The 22,957-nt window shown below is 68.6% G+C and carries 17 protein-coding genes and 1 pseudogene; 9 read left to right on the plus strand and 9 right to left on the minus strand.

Annotation, left to right across the window (positions count from 1 at the left end):
• The first annotated feature begins 3 nt into the window (after positions 1–3).
• The 5 genes from WS46_RS06740 to WS46_RS06760 all read left to right on the plus strand — a co-directional run bounded on the left by WS46_RS06740 (position 4) and on the right by WS46_RS06760 (position 8,824).
• Positions 4–978 carry a transglutaminase family protein gene (locus WS46_RS06740; RefSeq protein WP_059689879.1) on the plus strand — a complete coding sequence of 325 codons (975 nt, stop codon included), beginning with the start codon at positions 4–6 and terminating at the stop codon, positions 976–978.
• 93 nt (positions 979–1,071) lie between these two features.
• Positions 1,072–4,500 (plus strand): DUF2126 domain-containing protein, encoded by a 3,429-nt coding sequence (locus tag WS46_RS06745; RefSeq protein WP_059689880.1) that lies wholly within the window; start codon positions 1,072–1,074, stop codon positions 4,498–4,500.
• 203 nt (positions 4,501–4,703) lie between these two features.
• Positions 4,704–7,310 carry a circularly permuted type 2 ATP-grasp protein gene (locus tag WS46_RS06750; RefSeq protein WP_059690204.1) on the plus strand — a complete coding sequence of 869 codons (2,607 nt, stop codon included), beginning with the start codon at positions 4,704–4,706 and terminating at the stop codon, positions 7,308–7,310.
• On the plus strand, positions 7,304–8,362 hold the full coding sequence (locus tag WS46_RS06755) for a transglutaminase family protein (RefSeq protein WP_059689881.1): 1,059 nt from the start codon (positions 7,304–7,306) through the stop codon (positions 8,360–8,362). The genes WS46_RS06750 and WS46_RS06755 overlap by 7 nt, the downstream gene beginning before the upstream one ends.
• Before the next feature lie 189 nt (positions 8,363–8,551).
• A complete protein-coding gene (locus WS46_RS06760) occupies positions 8,552–8,824 on the plus strand; it encodes a hypothetical protein (RefSeq protein ID WP_059525674.1) in 273 nt (90 codons plus the stop codon).
• A gap of 58 nt (positions 8,825–8,882) precedes the next feature.
• Here WS46_RS06760 and pip read toward each other — a convergent pair whose 3' ends face one another.
• Complete coding sequence (gene pip / locus WS46_RS06765) at positions 8,883–9,815, minus strand: prolyl aminopeptidase (protein WP_059689882.1); 933 nt, start codon at positions 9,813–9,815, stop codon at positions 8,883–8,885.
• Positions 9,816–9,967: 152 nt separating this feature from the next.
• Positions 9,968–10,135 (minus strand): hypothetical protein, encoded by a 168-nt coding sequence (locus tag WS46_RS35105; RefSeq protein WP_156443087.1) that lies wholly within the window; start codon positions 10,133–10,135, stop codon positions 9,968–9,970.
• Between the two features lie 35 nt (positions 10,136–10,170).
• On the opposite strand from WS46_RS35105, the gene WS46_RS06770 reads away from it, so the two are divergent.
• On the plus strand, positions 10,171–11,322 hold the full coding sequence (locus WS46_RS06770) for an acyltransferase (RefSeq protein WP_059689883.1): 1,152 nt from the start codon (positions 10,171–10,173) through the stop codon (positions 11,320–11,322).
• Positions 11,323–11,718: 396 nt separating this feature from the next.
• Positions 11,719–13,311, plus strand: a complete 1,593-nt coding sequence (locus WS46_RS06775) for an EAL domain-containing protein (protein ID WP_059689884.1) — start codon at positions 11,719–11,721, stop codon at positions 13,309–13,311.
• 121 nt (positions 13,312–13,432) lie between these two features.
• Here the strand turns inward: WS46_RS06775 and WS46_RS06780 are convergent, their stop codons facing one another.
• The 7 genes from WS46_RS06780 to WS46_RS06810 are packed head-to-tail and all read right to left on the minus strand — an operon-like array spanning position 13,433 to position 20,648.
• On the minus strand, positions 13,433–14,497 hold the full coding sequence (locus WS46_RS06780; protein WP_059689885.1) for a 2-aminoethylphosphonate aminotransferase: 1,065 nt from the start codon (positions 14,495–14,497) through the stop codon (positions 13,433–13,435).
• On the minus strand, positions 14,497–15,678 hold the full coding sequence (aepY, locus tag WS46_RS06785) for a phosphonopyruvate decarboxylase (RefSeq protein ID WP_059689886.1): 1,182 nt from the start codon (positions 15,676–15,678) through the stop codon (positions 14,497–14,499). The genes WS46_RS06780 and aepY overlap by 1 nt, the downstream gene beginning before the upstream one ends.
• Positions 15,675–17,363 carry a phosphoenolpyruvate mutase gene (gene aepX / locus WS46_RS06790; protein WP_059524989.1) on the minus strand — a complete coding sequence of 563 codons (1,689 nt, stop codon included), beginning with the start codon at positions 17,361–17,363 and terminating at the stop codon, positions 15,675–15,677. The genes aepY and aepX overlap by 4 nt, the downstream gene beginning before the upstream one ends.
• Positions 17,360–18,127 (minus strand): NTP transferase domain-containing protein, encoded by a 768-nt coding sequence (locus tag WS46_RS06795; protein ID WP_059689887.1) that lies wholly within the window; start codon positions 18,125–18,127, stop codon positions 17,360–17,362. The genes aepX and WS46_RS06795 overlap by 4 nt, the downstream gene beginning before the upstream one ends.
• Positions 18,128–18,163: 36 nt before the next feature.
• Positions 18,164–19,165 carry a TIGR00374 family protein gene (locus WS46_RS06800; protein ID WP_059524993.1) on the minus strand — a complete coding sequence of 334 codons (1,002 nt, stop codon included), beginning with the start codon at positions 19,163–19,165 and terminating at the stop codon, positions 18,164–18,166.
• Entirely contained in the window at positions 19,162–19,971 is an 810-nt protein-coding gene (locus tag WS46_RS06805) for a 2OG-Fe(II) oxygenase (protein WP_059689888.1), read from the minus strand. Before WS46_RS06805 ends, WS46_RS06800 begins: the two co-directional genes overlap by 4 nt.
• A complete protein-coding gene (locus WS46_RS06810; protein ID WP_059524997.1) occupies positions 19,968–20,648 on the minus strand; it encodes a CDP-alcohol phosphatidyltransferase family protein in 681 nt (226 codons plus the stop codon). The genes WS46_RS06805 and WS46_RS06810 overlap by 4 nt, the downstream gene beginning before the upstream one ends.
• 644 nt (positions 20,649–21,292) lie before the next feature.
• Between WS46_RS06810 and WS46_RS06815 the strand changes: the two genes are divergently transcribed.
• Together WS46_RS06815 and WS46_RS06820 are read left to right on the plus strand one after the other, a co-directional pair.
• Positions 21,293–22,807: an acetyl-CoA hydrolase/transferase family protein gene (locus WS46_RS06815; protein ID WP_059689889.1), complete on the plus strand. Its 1,515-nt coding sequence runs from the start codon at positions 21,293–21,295 to the stop codon at positions 22,805–22,807.
• Positions 22,804–22,947 (plus strand): annotated as a pseudogene (locus tag WS46_RS06820) (MarR family transcriptional regulator); the annotation flags it as partial. The gene WS46_RS06815 and the pseudogene WS46_RS06820, both read left to right, overlap by 4 nt.
• Positions 22,948–22,957: the final 10 nt, after the last annotated feature.

The following is a 22,957-nucleotide window of genomic DNA, read 5'->3' on the forward strand; positions in this document are numbered from 1 at the left end:
GCCATGCGACTCGCCATCCGACACATCTCGCGTTATCAGTTCGACGATCAAGCCACCTACGCGTTGCAACGGCTGCGGCTGCGCCCGCAATCGGGGCCCGGGCAGACGGTGCGCGCGTGGCAGGTCACGATCGAAGGCGTCGAGCCGGCGCTGTCCTACACGGACGGGCTCGGCAACCGGATCGACCTCGTGCGCCACGACCGCGGCGCGAAGAACGAGATCGTCGTGGTCGCGGCCGGCGTCGTCGAGACGCAGGACCGCGCCGGCATTCTCGGCAACCCCGAGGGCTATGCGCCGCCGTGGATCTTCGAGCGCGAGACCGCGCTCACGAAGGCCGGCGACACCGTGCGCGAACTCACGCAGGCGCTGCCGATCGAGCCGCACAGCCTCGACGCGCTGCACTGGCTGATGACGGAAGTGCATGGCCGCATCGCGTACGCGCCGAACCTGGCCGACGCGCCGGTCGATGCCGAAACCGCGCTGCAAAGCGGCGAGGGCACGAGCCGCGACCATGCGCATGCGTTCATCGCGGCCGCGCGCGCGCTGAAGGTGCCCGCGCGCTATATCTCCGGCTACGTGCTCGCCGACAGCGCGATGCAGCGCATCGCCGACGCGAAGCAGAGCGCGGCGGACGACGAGGAAGAGGAGGCGCTCGCGCTGCAGAGCGGCGACGGCATGCAGCAGGCGCTCGGCGCATCGCACGCGGCGCAGTCGCAGGGCTTGCCGCAGGCGGCGCTCGGCGCGCAGCCGCAGGCCGCCGCGCTGATGCAGCAGCCGGCCGGTCATGCGTGGGCGGAGGCCTACGTCGAAGGGCTCGGCTGGGTCGGCTTCGATCCGTTCATGAACCGCTGCCCGGACGAGCGCTACGTGCGCATCGCCGTCGGCCTCGACGCGCGCGACGCGCAGCCGGTGACGGGACTCGGCGCGAGCATCGTCGGCATCGAGATCAGCGTCGTGCAGTCGCCGGAACTGGTCTGACGCACCCCTTTGCCGAATCCGCCGTGCCGTGCCGCCGCAGCGACGGCGACGCGGCGCGCGCGGCCGGCCCAACCCGAACCGAGCGGCTCTCCCATGCCCATCCACGTCGCGCTGCATCACACCACCCGCTACCGCTACGACCGGCCTGTCAACCTCGGCCCGCAGATCGTGCGGCTGCGGCCCGCGCCGCACTGCCGGACGCCGATCGTCGCGTATTCGATGACGGTCGAGCCCGCGCAGCACTTCATCAACTGGCAGCAGGACCCGTTCTCGAACTATCTCGCGCGGCTCGTGTTTCCGGAACGCACCGAACACTTCGAGATCACGATCGACCTGGTCGCCGAGATGTCGGTGTACAACCCGTTCGACTTCTTTCTGGAAGCGAGCGCGGAGCACTATCCGTTCAACTATGACGATGCGCTGAAGACCGAACTCGCGCCGTACCTCGCGTGCGATCCGCAGACGAGCGCGGCGCCGCTGTTCCGCGCGTATCTCGACAGCGTCGACCGCACGCCGGCCGGCACCGTGAACTTCCTCGTCGCGCTGAACCAGCAGCTGCAGCACGACATCGGCTATCTCGTGCGGATGGAGCCTGGCGTGCAGACGCCCGAGCAGACGCTCGAGCTCGCGTCCGGGTCGTGCCGCGACAGCGCATGGCTGCTCGTGCAGCTGTGCCGGCACCTCGGCATCGCCGCGCGCTTCGTGTCCGGCTATCTGATCCAGCTTACGCCCGACGTGAAGGCGCTCGACGGCCCGAGCGGCACGTCGGTCGACTTCACCGACCTGCACGCGTGGTGCGAAGTCTATCTGCCGGGCGCGGGCTGGATCGGCTTCGATCCGACCTCGGGCCTGCTTGCCGGCGAAGGGCACATCCCGCTCGCGTGCACGCCGCAGCCGACCAGCGCCGCGCCGGTCGAAGGGCTGATCGACGAGTGCGAAGTCGCGTTCGAACACGAGATGGCGGTGACGCGCGTGTACGAATCGCCGCGCGTGACGAAGCCGTATACCGAGTCGCAGTGGGACGCCGTGCGCACGCTCGGCGCGCAGGTCGACGGCGCGCTGACGGCCGGTGACGTGCGGCTCACCCAGGGCGGCGAGCCGACCTTCGTGTCGATCGACGATCGCGACGGCGCGGAGTGGAACACCGATGCGCTCGGCCCGACCAAGCGCGGCTACGCGACCGAACTCGTGCAGCGGCTGCGCGCCGAATACGGCGAAGGCGGCTTCCTGCATTTCGGGCAGGGCAAGTGGTATCCGGGCGAACAGTTGCCGCGCTGGGCGCTGTCGATCTTCTGGCGCGCCGACGGCCAGCCCGTGTGGCACGATCCGTCGTTGTTCGCCGACGAGCGCGAGCCGTCCGCGTGCACGACCGACGACGCGAAGCGCTTCATCGACGCGCTGGCCGCGCGCCTCGGCCTGACCGACGAATTCGTGCGGCCCGGCTACGAGGACGTCTGGTACTACCTGTGGCGCGAGCGCCGGCTGCCCGTCAACGTCGATCCGTTCGATTCGCGCCTCGACGACGAGCTCGAACGCGCGCGGCTGCGCAAGGTGTTCGACCAGCAGCTCGACAGCGTGGTCGGCTACGTGCTGCCGATCAAACGCGCGGACGACGTGGCGGGCCAGCCCGGCCTCGATGGCCCGCGCTGGCAGACGGGCCCGTGGTTCTTCCGCGACGAGCGGATGTACCTCGTGCCCGGCGATTCGCCGATGGGCTATCGGCTGCCGCTCGATTCGCTGCCGTGGGTCGCCGGCGCCGACTATCCGTACCTCGTCGAACGCGATCCGTTCGCGCCGCGCGCCGCGCTGCCGGACGCTGCCGCGTTCCGTGCGCGTCACGCGGGCACGGCCGACGCGCCGCGCTACCTGGCCGGCGCGCATCGCGAAGCACCCGTGCAAACGGTCATGCAATGGCGCGGCGACGGCACGGCCGCCGACGGGCGGCACGCGCATGGCACGGCGGACGCGCAGCGCCGCCCCGAGCGCTTCGAATCGGCCGCATGGATCACGCGTACCGCGCTGTGCGCCGAAGTGCGCAACGGCATCCTGTATCTGTTCATGCCGCCGCTCGCCGCGCTCGAAGATTATCTCGACCTGCTCGCCGCGATCGAGCTGACCGCGCACGCGCTCGACGTGAAGCTCGTGCTCGAAGGCTATCCGCCGCCGCGCGACGCACGGCTCAAGCTGCTGCAGGTCACGCCCGATCCCGGCGTGATCGAGGTGAACATCCATCCGGCGAAGAGCTTCGACGAACTCGTCGGCCAGACCGAATTCCTGTACGACGCGGCCTGGCAGTCGCGCCTGTCCAGCGAGAAGTTCATGGTCGACGGCCGGCACGTCGGCACGGGCGGCGGCAACCACTTCGTGCTCGGCGGCGCGACGCCGGCCGACAGCCCGTTCCTGCGCCGCCCGGACCTGCTCGCGAGCCTGATCGCGTACTGGCACAACCATCCGTCGCTGTCGTACCTGTTCTCGGGGCTGTTCATCGGTCCGACGAGCCAGGCGCCGCGCGTCGACGAGGCGCGCAACGACCAGGTCTACGAGCTCGACATCGCATTCGCGGAAATCCAGCGCAACAAGCTGCTGTACGGGCAGGACATGCCGCCGTGGCTCGTCGACCGCGTGCTGCGCAACCTGCTGATCGACGTGACCGGCAACACGCACCGCAGCGAATTCTGCATCGACAAGCTGTATTCGCCCGATTCGTCGACCGGGCGGCTCGGCCTGCTCGAACTGCGCGCGTTCGAGATGCCGCCGCATGCGCGGATGAGCATCGTGCAGCAACTGCTGCTGCGCGCGCTGGTCGCGCGTTTCTGGACCGCGCCGTACACGACGCCGCTCACGCGCTGGGGCACCGCGCTGCACGATCGCTTCATGCTGCCGGCGTTCCTGAAGATGGATTTCGACGACGTGCTGGCCGAGCTGCGCGACGCCGGTTTCGCGTTCGATGCGGCGTGGTTCGCGCCGCACTTCGAATTCCGCTTCCCGCTGTTCGGCCAGATCGCGGTGAACGGGATGCAGCTGTCGCTGCGCGGCGCGCTGGAGCCGTGGCACGTGATGGGCGAGGAGGGTGCGACCGGCGGCACGGTGCGCTACGTCGATTCGTCGGTCGAACGGCTCGAAGTGCGCGTGACCGGTCTGAACGACAACCGGCACGTCGTGACCGTCAACGGCCGCGCGCTGCCGCTGCAGCCGACCGGCACCGTCGGCGAATACGTCGCGGGCGTGCGCTACAAGGCATGGGCGCCGCCGTCGGCGCTGCATCCGACCATCGGCGTGCATGCGCCGCTCACGTTCGACATCGTCGACACGTGGCTGCAACGCTCGCTCGGTGGCTGCCGGTATCACGTCGCGCATCCGGGCGGGCGCAACTACGCGACGTTCCCGGTCAATGCGTACGAGGCCGAGAGCCGGCGGCTCGCGCGCTTCGTCGCGATGGGGCACACGCCGGGGCGGATGGACGTGTCGGCCGCCGCGCCGAGCCGCGAATTCCCGTTCACGCTCGACCTGCGACGGCCTTGATCCTCGGATGAAAGCACGGACGACGATGCGCGGTTCGCGACCTCCCGGCGCGCCGGCCGGAGTGCTAGGATGCGGGCAGAACGCGGCCGCCCGCCGTGCCCGGCCGCCGGTGCGGCGGCGCGCGGGTGCGTCCGCCCCCTGACGACGGAACGATATCGACCGTGCCGCCCATTCACTCCGACGATCTCGCCGACGCCGACGCGATGCCCACGCTCTTCGATACCGGCGCGCAGCCGGATGCCGCGGAACTGGCCGCCGCGCTCGCGGCGCCGGCCGCGGCCGGCCGCTACGACGAACTGCGCGGCAGCGCCGCCGGCCTCACCGCGCCGCTGCTCGCGCCTGCATGGCGCAGCTTCTTCACGTCGATCGGCAGCGACGGCGTGGCCGACCTCGACCGCCGCGCCGACGCGCTGCAGCGCCGCATGCGCGAGAACGGCCTGTTCTACCAGCTCCACGAACAACGCGCGGGCGACGGCGCGGCCGGCCCGTGGTCGCTCGACCTGCTGCCGCTGATCGTCACGCCCGAGGACTGGGTCGCGATCGAGCGCGGCGTGCTGCAACGCGTGCGGCTGCTCAACGCGACGATGGCCGACCTGTACGGGCCGCAGACGATCCTGCAGCGCGGGCTGCTGCCGCCCGCGCTCGTGACCGGGCATCCGGGCTACCTGCGCGCGATGCGCGGCGCACGCGTGCCGGGCGATACGTGGCTGCACGTCGTCGCGTTCGACCTCGCGCGCGGCCCCGACGGGCAATGGCGGATCGTCGCGCAGCACACGCAGGGCCCGTCCGGGCTCGGCTATCTGCTCGAGAACCGGCTGATCGTGTCGCGGCTCTTTCCGCGCGGCTTCCGCGGGCTGCGCGTACAGCGGCTCGCGTCCGCGTACCGGTCGCTGCTGCAGAGCATGCAGGCGCTCAGCCCGGCCGCCAGGAACTCGCGGATCGTGCTGTTGACGCCGGGGCCGCACAGCGCGACGTACTTCGAGCACGCGTATCTCGCGCGCTACCTCGGCCTCACGCTCGTCGAGGGCGGCGACCTGACCGCGCGCGACAATCGTGTATTCCTGAAGACGCTGCGCGGGCTCGAACCCGTGCACGGCATCCTGCGGCGCGTCGACGACGCCTGGCTCGATCCGCTCGAACTGCGGCCCGATTCGCTGCTCGGCGTGCCGGGGCTGCTGCAGGCCGTGCGCGCCGGCAACGTGCTGCTCGCGAATGCGCCGGGCTCCGGCTTCCTCGAATCTCCGGGCATGCTCGGTTTCATGCCGCGCCTCGCGGAAGGGCTGCTCGGCGAAACGCTGACGTTGCCCGCCGTGCATTCGTGGTGGTGCGGCGAGGCGGCGGCATGCGACGACGCGCTGGCGCAGCTCGCGCGCTGCATCGTGAAGCCGTCGTATCCGCCCGACGCGCAGGCCGGCGGCGCGTTCGACCCGGTGATCGGCGCGCGGCTCACGCCGGCGCAGCTGACCGAATGGCGTGCGCGAATCCTGGCCCGGCCCGAGCATTACACGGTGCAGGCCGACCTGCCGCTGTCGCAGGCGCCGACCTGGCCGGGACCCGACGCGCCCGACGGCTCCGGCGGCGCGCGCATCGTGCCGAAGCCGCTGCTGCTGCGCGTGTTCGCGCTGGCCGATGGCGCGCAACGCTGGCGGCTCCTGCCGGGCGGGCTGTCGCGGGTCGGCACGCGCGATACGCTGTTCAACGCGCCGATGCCGCGCGGCGGCAGCACCGTCGATACGTGGGTGATGACCGAAGGCATCGTCGATTCGACGACGCTGCTGCAAACCCGTCTCGGCCCCGACGATCTGGTCGAGCGCCCGCGCGCGATCGCGAGCCGCGCGGCCGAGAACCTGTTCTGGCTCGGCCGCTACACCGAGCGCGCGACCAACCTGATGCGTCTCGCGCGCGCCGCGCTGGAGCGGCTGCGCGGCGAGGACGACGTCGACAGTCCCGCGCATCTGGAATTGATCGACACGCTGTGCCGCGACACCGGGCTGATCGCGCCCGACGCACCGAATGCCGTCGATGCGCCGCGCGCGTTCCAGCACGCGCTCGCGACGTCGCTGACGCGCGGCGCGGACCGTACGTCGGGCATCGCGTCGTGCCTGTTCGGGATGCGCGCGGCCGCCGCCGCGATCCGCGAGCGGCTGTCGAGCGATCAGTGGCGGCTGATCGACGACGCGACGCAACTGTTCGCCGACAGCGCCGATCATCCGGAAGCCGAGGAGCAGATCGGCAACGAGGCGCTGCAGCTGCTCGAGCGGCTGGGGCTGCTGCTCGGCGCGATCACCGGCGCGCAGACCGACAACATGACGCGCGACGACGGCTGGCGGCTGCTGTCGATCGGCCGGCAGATCGACCGGCTGGACTTCCTGTGCAGCGTGCTGAAGTTCGCGTTCGACGATGGCGCGGTGCATCGGCAGGACGGCTTCGAACTCGTGCTGGAACTGTTCGACAGCACGATCACGTTCCGCTCGCGGTTCCAGCGCGGCTTCGACGTCGCGCCGCTGCTGTCGCTCGTGGTGCTCGACACCGACAACCCACGCTCGCTCGGCTGGGTCGTGCAGGCGTTGCGCGGCCGGCTGACGAAGGTCGAGCGCAGCGAGGGCTATGCGCTGTCCGAGCTGGCCGAGACGATTCCGGACGTGCCCGCGTGGTCGCTGCACGAGCTGTGCGAAACCGGCGACGACGGCCGGCACGACACGCTGCTCGATGCGCTCGACACGACCGTGAAGGCCGTGTGGGAGCTGTCGAACCGGATCGGCGAGCGCTATTTCAGCCACGTGCGCGAGGCGGGCAGGACGCTATGGTGACGACGAAACACGCGGCGAAGACGCCGCCCGCGGCCGGTTCCGGCAGCGCGAAGGAGGCTGCCACGCCTGCCACGCCCGCCGCACCCGCAACGCCGGCGGCCGTCGCGGCCGGCCGCGTGCTGCGCGTCACGCACGACACCGAATACCGCTACGCCGCCCGCGTCGAATCCGCCCAGCACCAGGCGCGGCTCCAACCGCTCGCGACGCCGCGCCAGCAGGTGCTGTCGTTCGCGCTCGACATCGAGCCCGCGCCGGAAGCGGTCTGCACCGAGATCGACGCATTCGGCAACGCGCGCGCATCGTTCGCGCTGAACCAGCCTCACGACGCGCTGCTCGTGCGCAGCCGCAGCACGGTGCGCGTGAGCCCGCCCGTGTGGTCGCAGGGCGCACGCGGCGCGCCGCCGCCCGCGATCGCGCATCCCGACGCCGAACATGCAACGGCATGGGAAGCCGTGCGCGACCGCTTGCGGTTTCGTGCCGGGCAGCCGTACGACGCGGCGAGCGAGTTCGTGTTCGCGTCGCCGCACGTGGCGTGCGATCCCGAACTGGCCGCGTATGCGGCCGCCAGCTTCACGCCGCGGCGGCCGCTCGTGCAGGCCGCGTGGGACCTGATGCGGCGGATTCACGCCGACTTCGCGTACACGCCGAACAGCACCGACATCACGACGACGGCGCTCGATGCGTTGCGATTGCGCAAGGGCGTCTGCCAGGATTTCGCGCACGTGATGATCGGCGCGCTGCGCTCGCTCGGGCTCGCCGCGCGCTACGTGAGCGGCTATCTGCTGACGCAGCCGCCGCCCGGACAGCCGCGGCTGATCGGCGCGGACGCGTCGCATGCATGGGTCGACGTCTACGACCCGGCATGGCCCGAAGACGGCGGCTGGCTGCAGCTCGATCCGACCAACGACCGCGCACCGGGCGACGACTACGTGATGCTGTCGATCGGCCGCGACTACGCGGACGTGACGCCGCTGCGCGGCGTGATCCGCGGCGGCGGCGCGGATCAGGAGCTGAAGGTCGGCGTGACGGTCGAGCCGCTCGATACGCCGTAAGTCACGCGGCATGATCGCGCCGGCGCCGCACGCGTCGGCCGTTTAAGTCTTCGTTAATTCTGCCCGCCTAGCATGGTGATGCCGACGAACGGACCGGACCCGGGTCCGGCGCCGGCGGCACGCACGGGTGCGTCGACGTCACGGCGCCGCGCCGTCGCGCGTGGCCATTTCATTGCAACGGCGGCAGACATGATCAAGAACTTCGACTACCCGCTCGGTAACGAGACGATCGCGCTCTGCGCGAGCTTCGGCGCGGGCCCCGCATTCCGTCGCGTGCTCGTGAGCCGCGCGGATTCGATGGAGACGCTCGTGGTGCTCGATGCGCGCGGCCTGTCGGGCCTGCTGAAGGTCGCGACCGAGCAGCCCGAAGGATTGCTCGACGATGCGATCCGCAAGGTCGGCGACGAACAGCTCGTCGAGCGCGCGATCAGCGGCCGGACGATCGTCGAAGCCGCGCTTTGAGCGGGCGGCGCGTGCAGGCCGGCATGGCCGGCTGCAACGCGCCGCCTGGCGTTGCGGCTTACGCGGCGAACCGGTCCGTCGCGGCGAGCAGTGCCTTCAGGATCCCCGGTTCGTTGTACGCATGCCCGGCGTCCGGCACGATCTCGAACGTCGCGTCGGGCCATGCCTTCGCGAGGTCCCACGCGGTGCGCGCGGGCGTCGCGATGTCGTAGCGGCCTTGCACGATCACGCCCGGAATGCCGGCGAGGCGATGCGCGTCGCGCAGCAACTGGCCTTCGTCGACGAAACCGCGGTTCACGAAGTAGTGGTTTTCGATGCGCGCGAACGCGAGCGCGTAGTGGCCGTCCGCGAAGTGCGCGGCCAGCGCCGGATCGGGCAGCAGCGTGATCGTGCGGCCTTCCCAGATGCTCCATGCGCGCGCGGCTTCGAGCTTCGCGGCTTCGTCGTCGCCCGTCAGTCGGCGATGGTATGCGGCCATCAGGTCGCCGCGCTCGGCTTCCGGGATCGGTGCGAGGAATTCCTCCCACAGGTCCGGGAACAGCCACGACGCGCCTTCCTGGTAGTACCACAGCAACTCCGCGCGGCGCATCGTGAAGATGCCGCGCACGACGAGCGCGCTCACGCGCCGCGGGTGCGTTTCCGCGTACGCGAGGCCAAGCGCGCTGCCCCACGAGCCGCCGAACACGAGCCATTGTTCCGCGCCCACCATCTCGCGCAGCCGCTCGATGTCGGCCACCAGGTCCCGGGTCGTGTTGTTGTCGAGGCTCGCGTGGGGCGTCGAACGCCCGCAGCCGCGCTGGTCGAACAGCAGGATGTCGTAGCGCTCGGGATCGAACAGGCGGCGATGGTCGGGGCTGCAGCCCGCACCCGGACCGCCGTGCAGGAACACCGCCGGCTTGCCGGACGGGTTGCCGCAGCGCTCCCAGTAGATGCGGTGGCCGTCGCCGGTGTCGAGGTGGCCATGGGCGTAGGGTTCGATCGGTGGGTACACAGGCAGGCTCCGGGTGAGGGTCGGCAGGAGGGCGGACGAGGCACGGGCCGGTGTGCGATCGGAATGCCGCGGCGCCGATATCGCGGATATTGCGGCGCCGCAAAATTCGTTGTGTCTGCATCGGACCGGCCGCCGCCGGACAAGGCTTGTCATTATGCCCATTCATTCCGCCCGCCGTGCGGCTGTCGGCACCGGGCGTGCGGCGCGGTCATTTCGGCCGACAGGCGCACCGAAATTTTTTGAAGCAATTTCGTTCCGATATTTTTCAGACAAAATCCCGGCGACATATCGGCGAGCCGGTCGCGGGCGCCGGCCTTCATACCGTTCCTCCACCGTGCCAACGGGAAACGAGCCGATGAACCATCGCGTCAAGCAGCTGACCGGGTTGCGCGCCGTCGCGGTCACGATGGTCGTCGTCGGCCATGCGGAGCACGTGCTGCCGGGCGGCTACACGGGCTGGTTCGCGCCGCTGCGGCTGATCGCCGACGGCCGGCTCGGCGTGCTGATCTTCTTCGTCCTCAGCGGCTTCCTGATCACCAACGTGCTGCGCGCGGAATTCGCGCGCACCGGCGGGATCGCGCTGACGTCGTTCTACGTGCGCCGCGCGTTGCGGATCTGGCCGGCCTGCTACGTGTATCTCGCGACCGTCGGCGTGCTCGCCATCGCCGGCTGGCTCGACGTCGATCGCCGGCAGTGGCTGTATGCGGCGCTGCATCTGTGGAATTACTCGGCGTGGTTCGGGCTGACCGGCGACAACACGCTGCATCCGGCCGGCGCGTGGTATCTCGGCCATTTCTGGTCGCTCGCGCTCGAGGAGCAGTTCTACTGGTTCTGGCCGCTGCTGTTCGCGTACGGCGCACGCCGTCGCGGCACGCGCTGGCTGGCCGCGCTGATCCTGGCCGTGCCGCTGGTGCGCGCGCTCACGTATTTCGTCGCGCCGGCGCTGCGCGGGCAACTCGGGATGATGCTGCATACGGGCGTCGATCCGATCCTGATCGGCTGCTACGCGGCGCTCAACCGCGAACGGCTCGAAGCATGGATCCGCTCGTGGCGCGGCGAGACGCGCATCGTGACGGCGCTCGTCATCATCGTGCTGTTCGGGATGCCCGTTGCCGAGCATCGGCTCGGTGGCTTCTGGAACGCAACCTACGGCGTGACGCTCGAGGCCGCGTTGATCGCGATCGTGATCGTCGTGCTGAATTTCCGCAGCGAGTTCTGGTGCGCGCGGTGGCTGCGCGCCGCGCCGGTCGTGTTCGTCGGCACGATCTCGTTCAGCCTGTATCTGTGGCAGCAGCCGTTCGCGAATCCGGAGCTGGCGGTTCCGCACGCGTTCCCGCTCGGGATCGTGTGGGCGCTGCTGGCCGCGACGGCGAGCTATTTCCTCGTCGAGAAGCCGTTCCTGCGGTTGAAGGATCGCTACGCCGCGCGCGAGGCGCGACGCATGCGCGACGATGCGCTGCGGATGCCGGTGCCGACCGATGCGATCGGGCCGAAGGTGGTGGAGTAGGGCACGCGTGACGGGCCCCGCCTGTCTACCAGGCTGAAACGCTTCAGCGCCTCGGGAAAATACAGGACGCGCAGGGTCGATTCCGTCCGACTTGCCGTCGCGACGCGAAATGGTGACGTTGCGAACCTCCCGGAAACGCGAGGCAGACCGTCGCTGTTCGGCTACGAACCGCCATTCGACCTCACGTCCGCCGCGGTCATTCGACCTGTTCCGGCATCCGCTTGCAAGCATCTGCCGGGCTCCGGCGTCGCCTGAACTCTGGCGACTCATTTATCCATTTGAATAAAATCGGACAAGATTCTATTGTTCGGTTGATATGCGGTAATGCTCTGACGATGTAGCCTCTGCCTGACCGGCTTTGCGACCGTGGTGACAATCGATCATCGGAGCTGATGGATGATCAAACGGCTTACGCTTGTATCTGCCTCGATCGTATTGGGCTGCGTTGCGACCATCGCCCCCGTGCTGACGAGCATTTACGTTGCCGATGAGGACGTCGAGCGACGGGATCAGAACGATCTGCGCGACTTCGCAGCCAAGGCGCTCTTGCGCGCGGAGTTGGTCACGTATCAGGCCGTTACTGCCCTTGCGGACCTCGAGCGTGTTCCGGGGGCATCCTGTTCCGCCGCCAACCTGTCGCACGCGGCGCGCGTGATTTTCAATTACGGCTATGTGCAGGATGCGGGCACCTACGCCGACGGACAATATCTCTGCTCGCCCTTGATGGGCGATGTGCGCGCGCTGCATTTGACGCTGCCGCCGGCCGATTGGCGCAGTGCGGACGGATATTCGGTCTGGTTCAGGCGCAAGAGCCCGCTGAGCGACGTGCGCGAGGACATCCAGTTGGCTCGCAACGGCCATTACGTCTTGATCGATCCAAAGTCATACGTCGATCTGATCGATCCGGCGAGGCGCCCGATCGCGGCGGTCAATACCGACACCGGCACGCTGTTCGCGCTCTCCTATGGCGCCGACAAGGATGAAATGCTCAACGCATGGAAGCTCGGCGGCAAGCTCGAGAACGACCGATGGTATTACGCGGTCGCGAAGTCCGCGACCGGCCCGCTCGCGATGGTCGTCAAATCGCCGAAGAGCAGTCTTGTCGGCGACTGGCCGAAACTGCTTGCGACGTGGCTTTCCATCGGCGTTGCGCTGGGCGCTGCGAGCGGATGGCTGGCGTTCAAACGCGTGTCGCGCCAGCTCTCCTTTCCGGCAACCCTGGAGTGGGCGATCAGTCGCAAGAAGATGCAAGTCGTCTACCAGCCGATCGTCAATCTTGTAGACGGCCGTTGCGCCGGGGTCGAGGCGCTCGTCAGATGGGAATTGAACGGGCGACCCGTGTCGCCGGAGATCTTCGTGGCGGTTGCCGAGGAAAATCATCTGATCCAGCCGTTGACCGATCTCGTGCTCGACAAGATCATTGCCGACATGGCGCCTCTGCTGCGCACGCACCGGGCATTTTATGTGTCGATCAACGTGAGCAGCGACGACTTGCGAAGCGATCGGTTCCTCAAGGTTCTCGCGCGCGTGCTCGACGGCACCGGCATTGACCCGTCCCAGATACGGATCGAAGCCACCGAGCGCAGCTTCATGAATGCGGACGAAACCCGCGACGTCATCGCGGCATTCAGGGCGGCCGGACACCCCGTCTATATCGACGATTTCGGCACGGGCTATTCGAGTCTTTCCTACCTGCAGACTTTCCAGGTCGATATTCTCAAGATCGACAAGTCGTTCATCGACACGGTCGCAAGGGACACTGCATCGAGCATCGTCGCACCGCACATCATCTCGATGGCTCACGAGCTGGGTCTGGAAGTCGTTGCCGAGGGTGTCGAATCGGACACACAGGTCGAATATCTTCGAGGCAAGGGCGTGCAGTACGGACAAGGCTGGTACTTCGCGAAGGCCATGCCTGTCGTAGAGCTGATGGCATGGCTGCTGGCACGCGAAACGTCGCAGGAGACCGCCAGGTTGACGGCGGCGTAGCATTCGATGGCATCCGTCGTTTGTTTCGCTGCGCGCGGGCGTCGATAAGCGATACGCGTGAAAATCTGCGAGGAACAAAAAAGGCCCTCGCGGGCCTTGGGTTGGAGAGCGAGGCCGACGCTTAACGCGTCAGCGCCGTGAACTCCTCCAGCAGTCGATCGACATCAGCCGCTTCGATCGCGCCCATCGTCGAGATGCGGAACAGTTCCTTCGACAACCCGCCTTGCCCCGCGTAGATCACGAAGCCGCGCGCCTTCAGGCCGTCGTGCAGCGTCTCGTACGTGACGCCCTGCGGCAGCCGGTACGCGCGCAGCACGACCGACGATGCGCCTTCGGCCAGCACGAGCGGCATCCCGCGCGCGGCGAGGCCGGCCTGCGCCTGATCCGCGAGCGCCTTGTAGTGCGCATGGCGCGCACGCCAGCCACCGGCTTCGTCGAACTCGCGCAGCGCCTCGACGAGCGCGTAATACGCGTGCACGGACGGCGTGAACGGCGTATTGCGCTGGTCCTGAAGCTTCGCGAGACGGCCGAGATCGAGGTAATACGTGCGGCTCGCGGCCTTCGCAAGCGCGCCGCGGCGCACGATCACGAACGCCGCGCCCGGCACGCCGTGCAGGCACTTGTTCGCGGTCGCGGCGACCGCGTCGATCACGCCGCCGGCGAAGTCGATCGCTTCGGCGCCGAAGCTGCTGACGCCGTCGACGAGCATTTTCACGCCGCGCGCGCGGCACACGTCGGCGATCGCGCCGAGGTCGTTCAGCCGGCCGGTCGTCGTTTCGTGATGAATCACCGCGACGTGCGAATAACCGCCCGCGTCGAGACGCTCGGCAATCTTCGCGAGATCGGGCGCCTGCATCCATTCGTGCTTCAGCACGTCGTGCGCGATGCCGTACTGCGTCGCGATCTGCGTGATGCGCTCGCCGTACACGCCGTTCTCGATCACGAGCAGCTTGCCGTCCTGCGGCACGAGCGCCGCGATCATGCTTTCGACGGCGGCGGTGCCCGAGCCCGTCATCAGCACGGCGGCCCATTCGGCCGGATCGAGTTCGTACGCAGCGACGAGGCGCGCACGCGCTTCATCCTGCAGATCGAAGAATTCGCTTTCGCGATGGCACAGGTCGGGTTGCAGCAGGCTGCGGCGCACGCGTTCGGTCAGCGTTACCGGGCCGGGATTCAGCAGCAGCATCAATGAGCTCCTTCGGCATGGGCTTCAGCCTGTGCGGCGCCGATATGCCGCATCAGGCGGGTCTTGACCTCGACCGGCGTGACGGTCGGGCGGGGCAGGCCGTCGGGCACGCCCGTGCGGATCGCCACGCGCACGAACTGCGCACCGTCGGCTTGCGTCGCGAGCGTCGCATCGAGCACGTCGAGCGTATCGCCTTCGACGGCCGATGCGTAGCCGCATGCGGCCGCGACGCCCGCGAACGACACGTGCCGCGACACGGTCGCCTGACCGCCGGTCGATTCGTGCGCGCCGTTGTCGAGCAGCACGTGCGTGAGGTTGGACGGACCGTAGGTGCCGAGTGTCGCGAACACGCCCATCCGCATCAGCGCGGCGCCGTCGCCGTCGACGGCCACCACGCGCAGGTCGGGGCGCGCGAGCGCGAGACCCAGCGCGAGCGGCGTCACGCAGCCCATCGAGCCGACCATGTACAGCTGGTTCGGGCGGTCGTCGATGGCATAGAGTTCGCGGCCGCAGAAGCCGGTCGACGCGAGCACGACGGTCGAATCGACCGGCGTGTGCGCGATCACGCGCTGCAGCGCGTCGTGGCGGGTCGGCCACGCGGCGGGCGCTTCGGCGCGTGCTGCCGACCGCGCGGCGACGTGCGCGCGCGGCGCCGCCGCCGGGTTCGCCTTCAGTTCATACGGCGCGACGCTGCCTTTCTGCATCACGAGCGCGTACGGGCGGCCCGTTGCGTCCATGTGCGCGATCGCGCGGTCGAGTGCCGGGCCGACCTGTTCGGGGTCGGTCGGGAACGTCTCCCACGGGATCTCCATCGTGTCGAGCATCGCGGGCGTGATCGGCCCCATCAGCGCATGCTGCGGCTCGTCGGCCACGCCCGGCTGGCCGCGCCACGTGACGATCAGCAGCTGCGGCAGCCGGAACGTCCAGGTCAGCGACGTGAGCGGGCTCACCGCGTTGCCGAGCCCCGAGTTCTGCATCATCGCGATCCCGCGCTTGCCGCCGAGCGTGGCGCCGGCGATCAGCGCGACCGCGTCGCCTTCGTTCGCGGCCGACAGGTAATGCAGCGTCGGGTCCTGCAGCACGTAGTTGATGAACGGCGTCAGGTACGAGCAGGGTACGCCCGCGTACCAGTCGAAGCCGCGTTCGCGCGCGGCCTCGACGAACTGGGCCGCTTCGATCATTGCGCGCCCCCGTTGCCGGCGCCCGGCTCCGACAGCGGCGTCTGGCCGTGCGCGAAGTCGCCCGCGCGGCGGAAGTCTTCGAGATCGTTGACGCCGCGCCAGTGGCCGTGCACGTACTGCACCTCGATCTTCTCGCCGGCGGCGATCAGTTCGTTGAGCAGGGACGGGATGTCGAGCGTGTCGAAATCGGGGCGCGCCTGCAGCGTCGCGAGCATCGCCTTCAGGCGATCGACGCCTGCGCCGCGCACGTTCAGCAGACCGATCCAGCGGCCGTGCGGCGTGCCGGCGGCGGCGACGTCGCTCGATACACGTTGCAGATACGTCTTCTGGCCGAACAGGCCGCGATCGTCCGCGGCCGAGCAGAGCGCGAAGTCGCGCACGCTTTGGTTGGTCTCCGTGAGCGACGAATCGACGACGACGCTGAATTCGGCCTCGCTCTCCGCCAGGTCGCGCAGGATGTAGCTGCGGAACAGCAGGTCGCCGTACGAGATCACGGTGTCGCCGGTCAGGCGTTCGGCCGCACATGCGAGCGACGTGAGTTCGCCCGTCTGTGCATGGCGCTCGTTGACGACGAGCTTGATGCCCGACGTGTCGATCGCGTCGGCGCGATAGCCGCCGACCACGGTGATGTCGTTCACGCCATGCTTCTTGAAGCCGTCGACGAGCCAGCGCAAGAGCGGCTTGCCGGCGACCGGCAGCATGACCTTGGGCTTGTCTTCGGTGACGGCCTCCAGCCCCTTGCCGCGGCTCGCGGCGAGCACGATCGCCGCGTTCGACGCGCGCGACGACGACGACAGGTAGATGCGCTCGGCCGCCGAGTATTCGTCGGCGTCCTGCAGGCGGAAGATTTCGTTGACCGACGCGACGCGGTCCTCGACGTTGATCAGCGTCTGGTTTTCGTGGATTTCGCGTGCGACGGACTGCATCGCCGATGCCGACGCACGGATCAGGTGGTTCGCCCAGATCACGGTGCTGATGCCGGCCTGGCGGAACACGTCGGTCGGCGTGCTGTAGTACTTGGTCGGCACGATCACGAGCGGCGCGCGGCCGCTCCATTCGCGCGCGAACTGCAGGATCTCGTCCGGGCGCGACAGCTTGCTGTGAATCAGGATCGCGTCGGCGCCGGCTTCCGCATACGCGTTCGCGCGGCGCAGCGCCTCGTCCATCCCCCAGCCCGCGATCAGCGCCTCGACGCGCGCGACGATCGAGAAGTCGGGATCGCTCTGCGAATCCTTGCCGGCCTTGATCTTGCCGCAGAACTCGTCGATCTCGGCGAGCGGCTGGCGCTCGCCGTCGATGAAGCTGTTCGTCTTCGGGAACTGCTTGTCCTCGATGCACACGCCGGCGATGCCGCGCTGCTCGAGCTTCTTCACGAGGCGGCGCACGTTGTTGAAGTTGCCGTAGCCGGTGTCGCCGTCGAGCAGGATCGGCAGGTCGCTCGCGTCGGCCATGAACTCGAGCACGTCGACGACCTGGGTCCAGCTCGCCTCGTTGTTGTCGCGCACGCCGAACTGCGCGGAGATCGCGAGGCCCGATGCCCAGATGCCCTTGAAGCCGGCTTCGCGGACGATCCGTGCCGACAGGCCGTTGTGCGCTTCCATCAGGAATTCGAGGTCGCTGCTGACGAGCATGCGGCGCAGGCGTGCGCTGCGCGATTCGGAGAAGTTGGGTTCGCGTGCGTTCATCGTGCGGCTCCTGCAGTCGTGCGTTGAATCAGGGGAAGAATTTCTTGCGTGGCGCGTGCGACGTCGTTCGGGAAGTCGATCTCGATCCACGGCGAGCCCGTGACGTCGGCGACGTCGAACGAATGGCCGCCTTCGAGCAGCAGGTCGCGCACGGCTTCCTCGTGCGGCATGTTCGCGCGGCCGCTGTCGACGTAGCCCGCGACGATCGTCGCGAGGCGGCGCGCGGTGCCTTCGGTGAAGCGGAAGAAGCCGACCGACTCGCCGATCGTGTCGTATTCGAGGTCGACCGCGAGCTGCTTGCGCAGCTCGACCGGCACGCCGTTCTTCAGGCACAGCTTGACGGGCTCGTCGCCGGCCTCGAAGTCGCGATCGATCAGCAGGCGGTCCACCGACTTGTCCGGATCGGCGACCAGCGCGTGCAGGATGTTCTCGTCGTACAGCACGTCCGCGTCCATCAGCAGCACGTCGCCGCCGCGCGTCATCGCATCGGCGACGGTGTGCACGGTCAGCACGCTGCCGAGGTCGTAGCGCTCGTTCACCACGATCGCGGCGCTGCGGCCGAGGCGCTCGAGTTCCTGCTCGACCTTCCCGGCCTGGAAGCCGAGCCCGAGCACGATTTCATCGACGCCGGCGGCGTCGAGCACGCGCAGATGGCGCTCGAGCAGCGACACGTCGTCGAAGCGCAGCAGGCACTTCGGGAATTGCGCCTCGGGCGGTTGTTGCAGGCGCAAGCCGAGGCCTGCCGCAAGAATGATGGCTCGCATGGGTTCTCCAACCAAAAAGCCGGCGGATCTGAACGATCAGTCGGCGATGGGCTGCGGCGCGCGGCGCCGCTGCCAGTTTCTTTCACTGAAATGCAGATAGAGCAGGCCGGGCAGGCCGAGCGCGAGTTCGCGCGCGCGCTTCGCGAGCGACAGCGCGAGCGCCGCGTCGGGCGGCAGGCCGACCAGCGGGGCGAGCAGCAGGTAACCGCCTTCCTGTGCGCCGAGCGAACCCGGGATCGCGAATGCCGCACCGCGAATCGCCTGGCCGACGCTCTCGAGCAGCAGCGCGTCGAGCCAGCTGACCGGGTGCCCGAGGAAGTGCAGCGCGAGCCACACTTCGGCGGTGCCGACGATCCAGCCGGCGAGGCTCAACGCGAAAGTCTTCGCGACCTTCGCGCGATCGCGGTACAGCGCGCCGACGGCGTCGTCGATCGCGTCCGCGCGCGTCGCCAGCGACGACCAGTCGCGCGGGCCGAGCAGCTTCGACGCGAGACGCAGCCCGCGGCCGAACAGCCCGCGCCGCTGCGCCACGTAGAACGCGACGGCGAGGGCGCCGAGCACGCCGGTGGCGATCAGCGCCGGCGTGCGCAGGTGAGCGACGGACTCGTGCGTCGCATACAGGCTGAACGTGGCGATGCCGATCAGCGCGAACGCCATCTGCGCGAGCGCCTGCATCGTCGTGCTGACGGTGACCGCGGCGGCGGCATCGGCCATCCGCGTGCCGCGCTGCGCGAGGTGGCGCACCATCAGCACCGGGCCGCCGATCTGCCCGGCGGGCAGCAGGCTGTTCACCGATTCGCCGACCCAGCGCGCGCGCAGCGCGTTGCCGAGCTCGGCACCAGGCTGGCCGCGGCGGAACATCGCCGAGATCGCCAGCGCGTCGATCACGAGCGGTACGACGTGGAATGCGGCGACGAGCGCGAGGCCCCAGCCGGCCGCGAGAAACGTCGACGCGACCGCGCCGACGCCCTGCCACGCGAGCAGGGCGACGAACAGTGCCGTTCCGAGGGACAGCAGGATCAGGCCGGCGCGTGTCATGACCCGGTCGACCGTCGCGTGGCCAGCTGCTTGAACACCTGGCGGAAACCGAAATACGCGACCGCGTCCTTCATGTTCGAGATGAAGCGCTTCCACGGTCGCATGCCGGGGTTGGTCACGTATTCAAAAGTGAGCGACACGCGCGTCTCGTTCTGGCCGAGCGGCGTGACGCGATGGCGCAGCTTGTCGCCGTCGAACAGCACGATGCCGCCGTCGGCGATCTGCACGGAGCCCGGCGCGTCGGGCACGTCCGGATTGCGCGTATGCAGCTCGTAGTCGAGCCGGCACGACGAATCGTCGATCACGCCGATCAGCAGCGTGTAGCGGCGGCCGTCGTAGTACGACGTGTCGTAATGCCAGCCGATGTGGTCGCCCGGCTTCGTGTAGTAGTACAGCGCGTACGCGTGCGGATCGTCGTCCGGCGACAGCATCAGCTTGTCGCCGGTGATCTTCTCGAGGAAGCCGATCAGCGCCTTCGACCGGTACAGCTCGGCGATGTACGGCGCCTGTTCGTCGATCGTGTGCCGGCTCACGCTGCCGCCCTGCTTGTGGCCGGGCAGGTAATTGCGGTTCAGGCCGGCCTGCATCGCGCGCGCGGCGGCCGCGAGCTTCGCGTGCGCGTCGGCCGGCAGAAAGGCGTCGAGGTACAGGAACGACCCCTGGCGCGTGTAGTCGCCGCGCAGGCGGTCGAGGTCGAGACGGCCGACGCAGTCGGCCACGGTGCGATCGGGATCGGCCGCTGCCGCGCGCGCAGGCGCGGGGCGTGCCGGGCTCAGCACGGAGTCGTCGCGCGTGCTAGGAGTCATTTGGAAGCCTGGATTTCGGTTGAATTCTGAGGGGCGCCGCTTCGCCGAACGATGCGCCACCAGTCGATCACGACCCACGCGGCGAACAGCGGGGCGCCGATCGACGCCGCGAGCAGGAACGGCTGGACGCCGTCGACGAGCGTCACGATCGGCAGCAGGTAGAGCACGTCTTCCGTCTCGAAGCCGCCGGCGAACGCCTGCTTGGTGCCGGCCTTGCCGGCGATCGATTCGATCCGCATGCGCAGGAAGAAGATCAGCGCGACGGCCGCGCCGGCCACCGCGCCGAGCAGCACCGGCGATGCGGCCATCTGCCCGCCCTGGGCGACGATGCCGACGCCCATGCTGACGAACAGCGCGACCGTCACGAGCGCGTCGGCCGCGAGGTCGTAAAAGTGACCGATCTTGCTGGACTTGCCGCTGATGCGCGCGAGTTCGCCGTCGGTGTGATCGACGAAGTTCGACAGCACGATCAGGAATGCGCCCGCGTTGCTCCAGCCGAAGCCGCCGTGCGCAAGGCACCAGGCGCCGGCGAGGCCGATCAGCAGACGAAGGGTGGTGAGGTGATTCGGGGTAACGGGCGTGTCGATCAGCGGTCGGACGAGCGAGCGCGCGAGCCGAGCATCCCAGGTGCGCGGCAGGGGCGGTTCGGAGCGTGTAGCGGTTTTTCTTTGGTCCATCGGCGAAATATATACGGAATTGTAATTTGTTGCTTTTTCTTCGACCAATGTCCTGACATACGGGAGTGTTACCGCGCATTCCGGGCATCGGCCGATTGCAAACCGGATGCGCGAAACGGCGTTCGCGCAGGCGGACCCTGTCTGATCCAGTGTGGTTCGCCTCACGCCGCTGTCAAGGGCGGACGGGCCTTGCACGCGGGTCTGGCGGCGATTCGCGCGCGTCGATGCGTTGACGTGCATCAGGCCCGCAACCGCCGCGGCGGGCGACAATCGGCCGCGGCGATCGCCGATTGGCCATCGCATGCGGATTCTTCGCGTCGATGCGGTTAATCCGGAAAGATATCGGTCGATTCGCGTTCAGCCGTTCGTAAATTTTCGCGCGGAAAACTGGCGGTCCGCTTTCGCGCACCTTTCGAATGCATGCGCTTGCGGCCGCCGCGGGCTGTCACAGAACCGTCGTTCGATACCCGGTGCATTCAGCAAGTATCTTTTGCATCCAGCGGACATTTCGCGGCAATGGCCTCTGCGATACTCCGACCGTGCCCGTGGTGCCGGGCCGCCCCTCGCGGCCCCAAGGGCTTCGCGTCGCTCAGGAGACACCCCCCGCGACGTCAACGACAGACCAAAGCGTCAGATATACAGCCATGTCTTCTTCACGCATCCTCGCTCCCGCCCTGCGTTCGCTCGTCCGCACCGCCGACGAAGCCGCCGCGCTGATCCGCCCCGGCATGACCGTCGCCATGAGCGGCTTCACCGGATCCGGCTATCCGAAGGCCGTGCCCGCCGCGCTCGCCGCCCACATCGACGCGGCCCACGCGCGCGGCGAGGACTTCCGGATCAACGTGCTGACGGGCGCGTCGACCGCGCCGGAACTCGACGGCGCGCTCGCCCGCACCGATGGCATCTCGATGCGCCTGCCGTACCAGTCCGACCCGACGCTGCGCGACAAGATCAACGCCGGTGAAGTCGACTACCAGGACGTCCACCTGAGCCACGTCGCGCAATACGCATGGTTCGGGCTGTATGGCGAGCTCGACGTCGCGATCGTCGAAGTCGCGGGCATCCGCGAGGACGGGCTGCTGATTCCGTCCGCGTCGATCGGCAACAACAAGACGTGGCTCGAGCAGGCGAAGCACGTGATCCTCGAAGTCAATGCGCGCCAGCCGCTCGGTCTCGACGGGATGCACGACGTCTATTACGGCACCGCGCTGCCGCCGCACCGCAAGCCGATTCCGCTGACGAAAAGCGACGACCGGATCGGCGAGCCGTACCTGCGCTGCCCGGCGGAGAAGATCGTCGCGATCGTCGAGACCGACGCGCCGGATCGCAGCAACGCGTTTTCCGCGCCGGACGCCACGTCGAAGCAGATCGCGCTGCAACTGATCGACTTCCTGCGCCATGAAGTGAAGCGCGGCCGCCTGCCGGAAAACCTGCTGCCGCTGCAGTCGGGCGTCGGCAACATCACGAACGCGGTGCTCGCGGAACTGAGCTCGGCCGGCTTCTCGAACCTGACTGCTTACACCGAAGTGATCCAGGACGGCATGCTCGACCTGCTCGACGACGGCACGCTGAGCTTCGCGTCGGCCACGGCGCTGTCGCTGAGCCCGGCCGCCGTGCAGCGTTTCGCCGACGAGATCGCGATTTTCCGCGAAAAGATCCTGCTGCGTCCGCAGGAGATCAGCAACCACCCGGAACTCGTGCGCCGCCTCGGCTGCATCGCGATGAACGGGATGATCGAGGCCGACATCTACGGCAACGTGAACTCGACGCACGTGATGGGCACGAAGATCCAGAACGGCATCGGCGGCTCGGGCGACTTCGCGCGCAACGGCTACCTGTCGTGCTTCATGTCGGCCAGCACCGCGAAGGGCGGCGCGATCTCGCGGATCGTGCCGATGGCGAGCCACGTCGACCATACCGAGCACGACGTCGCGGTGGTCGTCACCGAGCAGGGGCTCGCCGACCTGCGCGGCCTGTCGCCGAAGCAGCGTGCGCGCAAGATCATCGCGACCTGCGCGCATCCCGACTACCGGCCGATGCTCGACGACTACTTCGAGCGCGCGTCGCGCGAGAGCTTCGGCAAGCACACGCCGCACCTGCTCGCAGAGGCGCTGTCGTGGCACGAGCGCTACGTGCGCACCGGGACGATGAAGGCCTGACCATCTTTCCGCAGATGCTGGAGGTGGGCGACACGGTCACCGACGACGGGTTGCGCGGTTTCACGCGCGACGAGCGCGACACGCTCGTGCGTCTGCTCGGGCGCGTGCGCCACAACCTGATCGACAGCGGCGGCGAATGAACGCGGTGCG

The sequence above is a fragment of the Burkholderia sp. RF4-BP95 genome (genome assembly GCF_001521985.1).
In the GTDB taxonomy this organism is placed as follows: Bacteria; Pseudomonadota; Gammaproteobacteria; order Burkholderiales; family Burkholderiaceae; genus Burkholderia; species Burkholderia diffusa.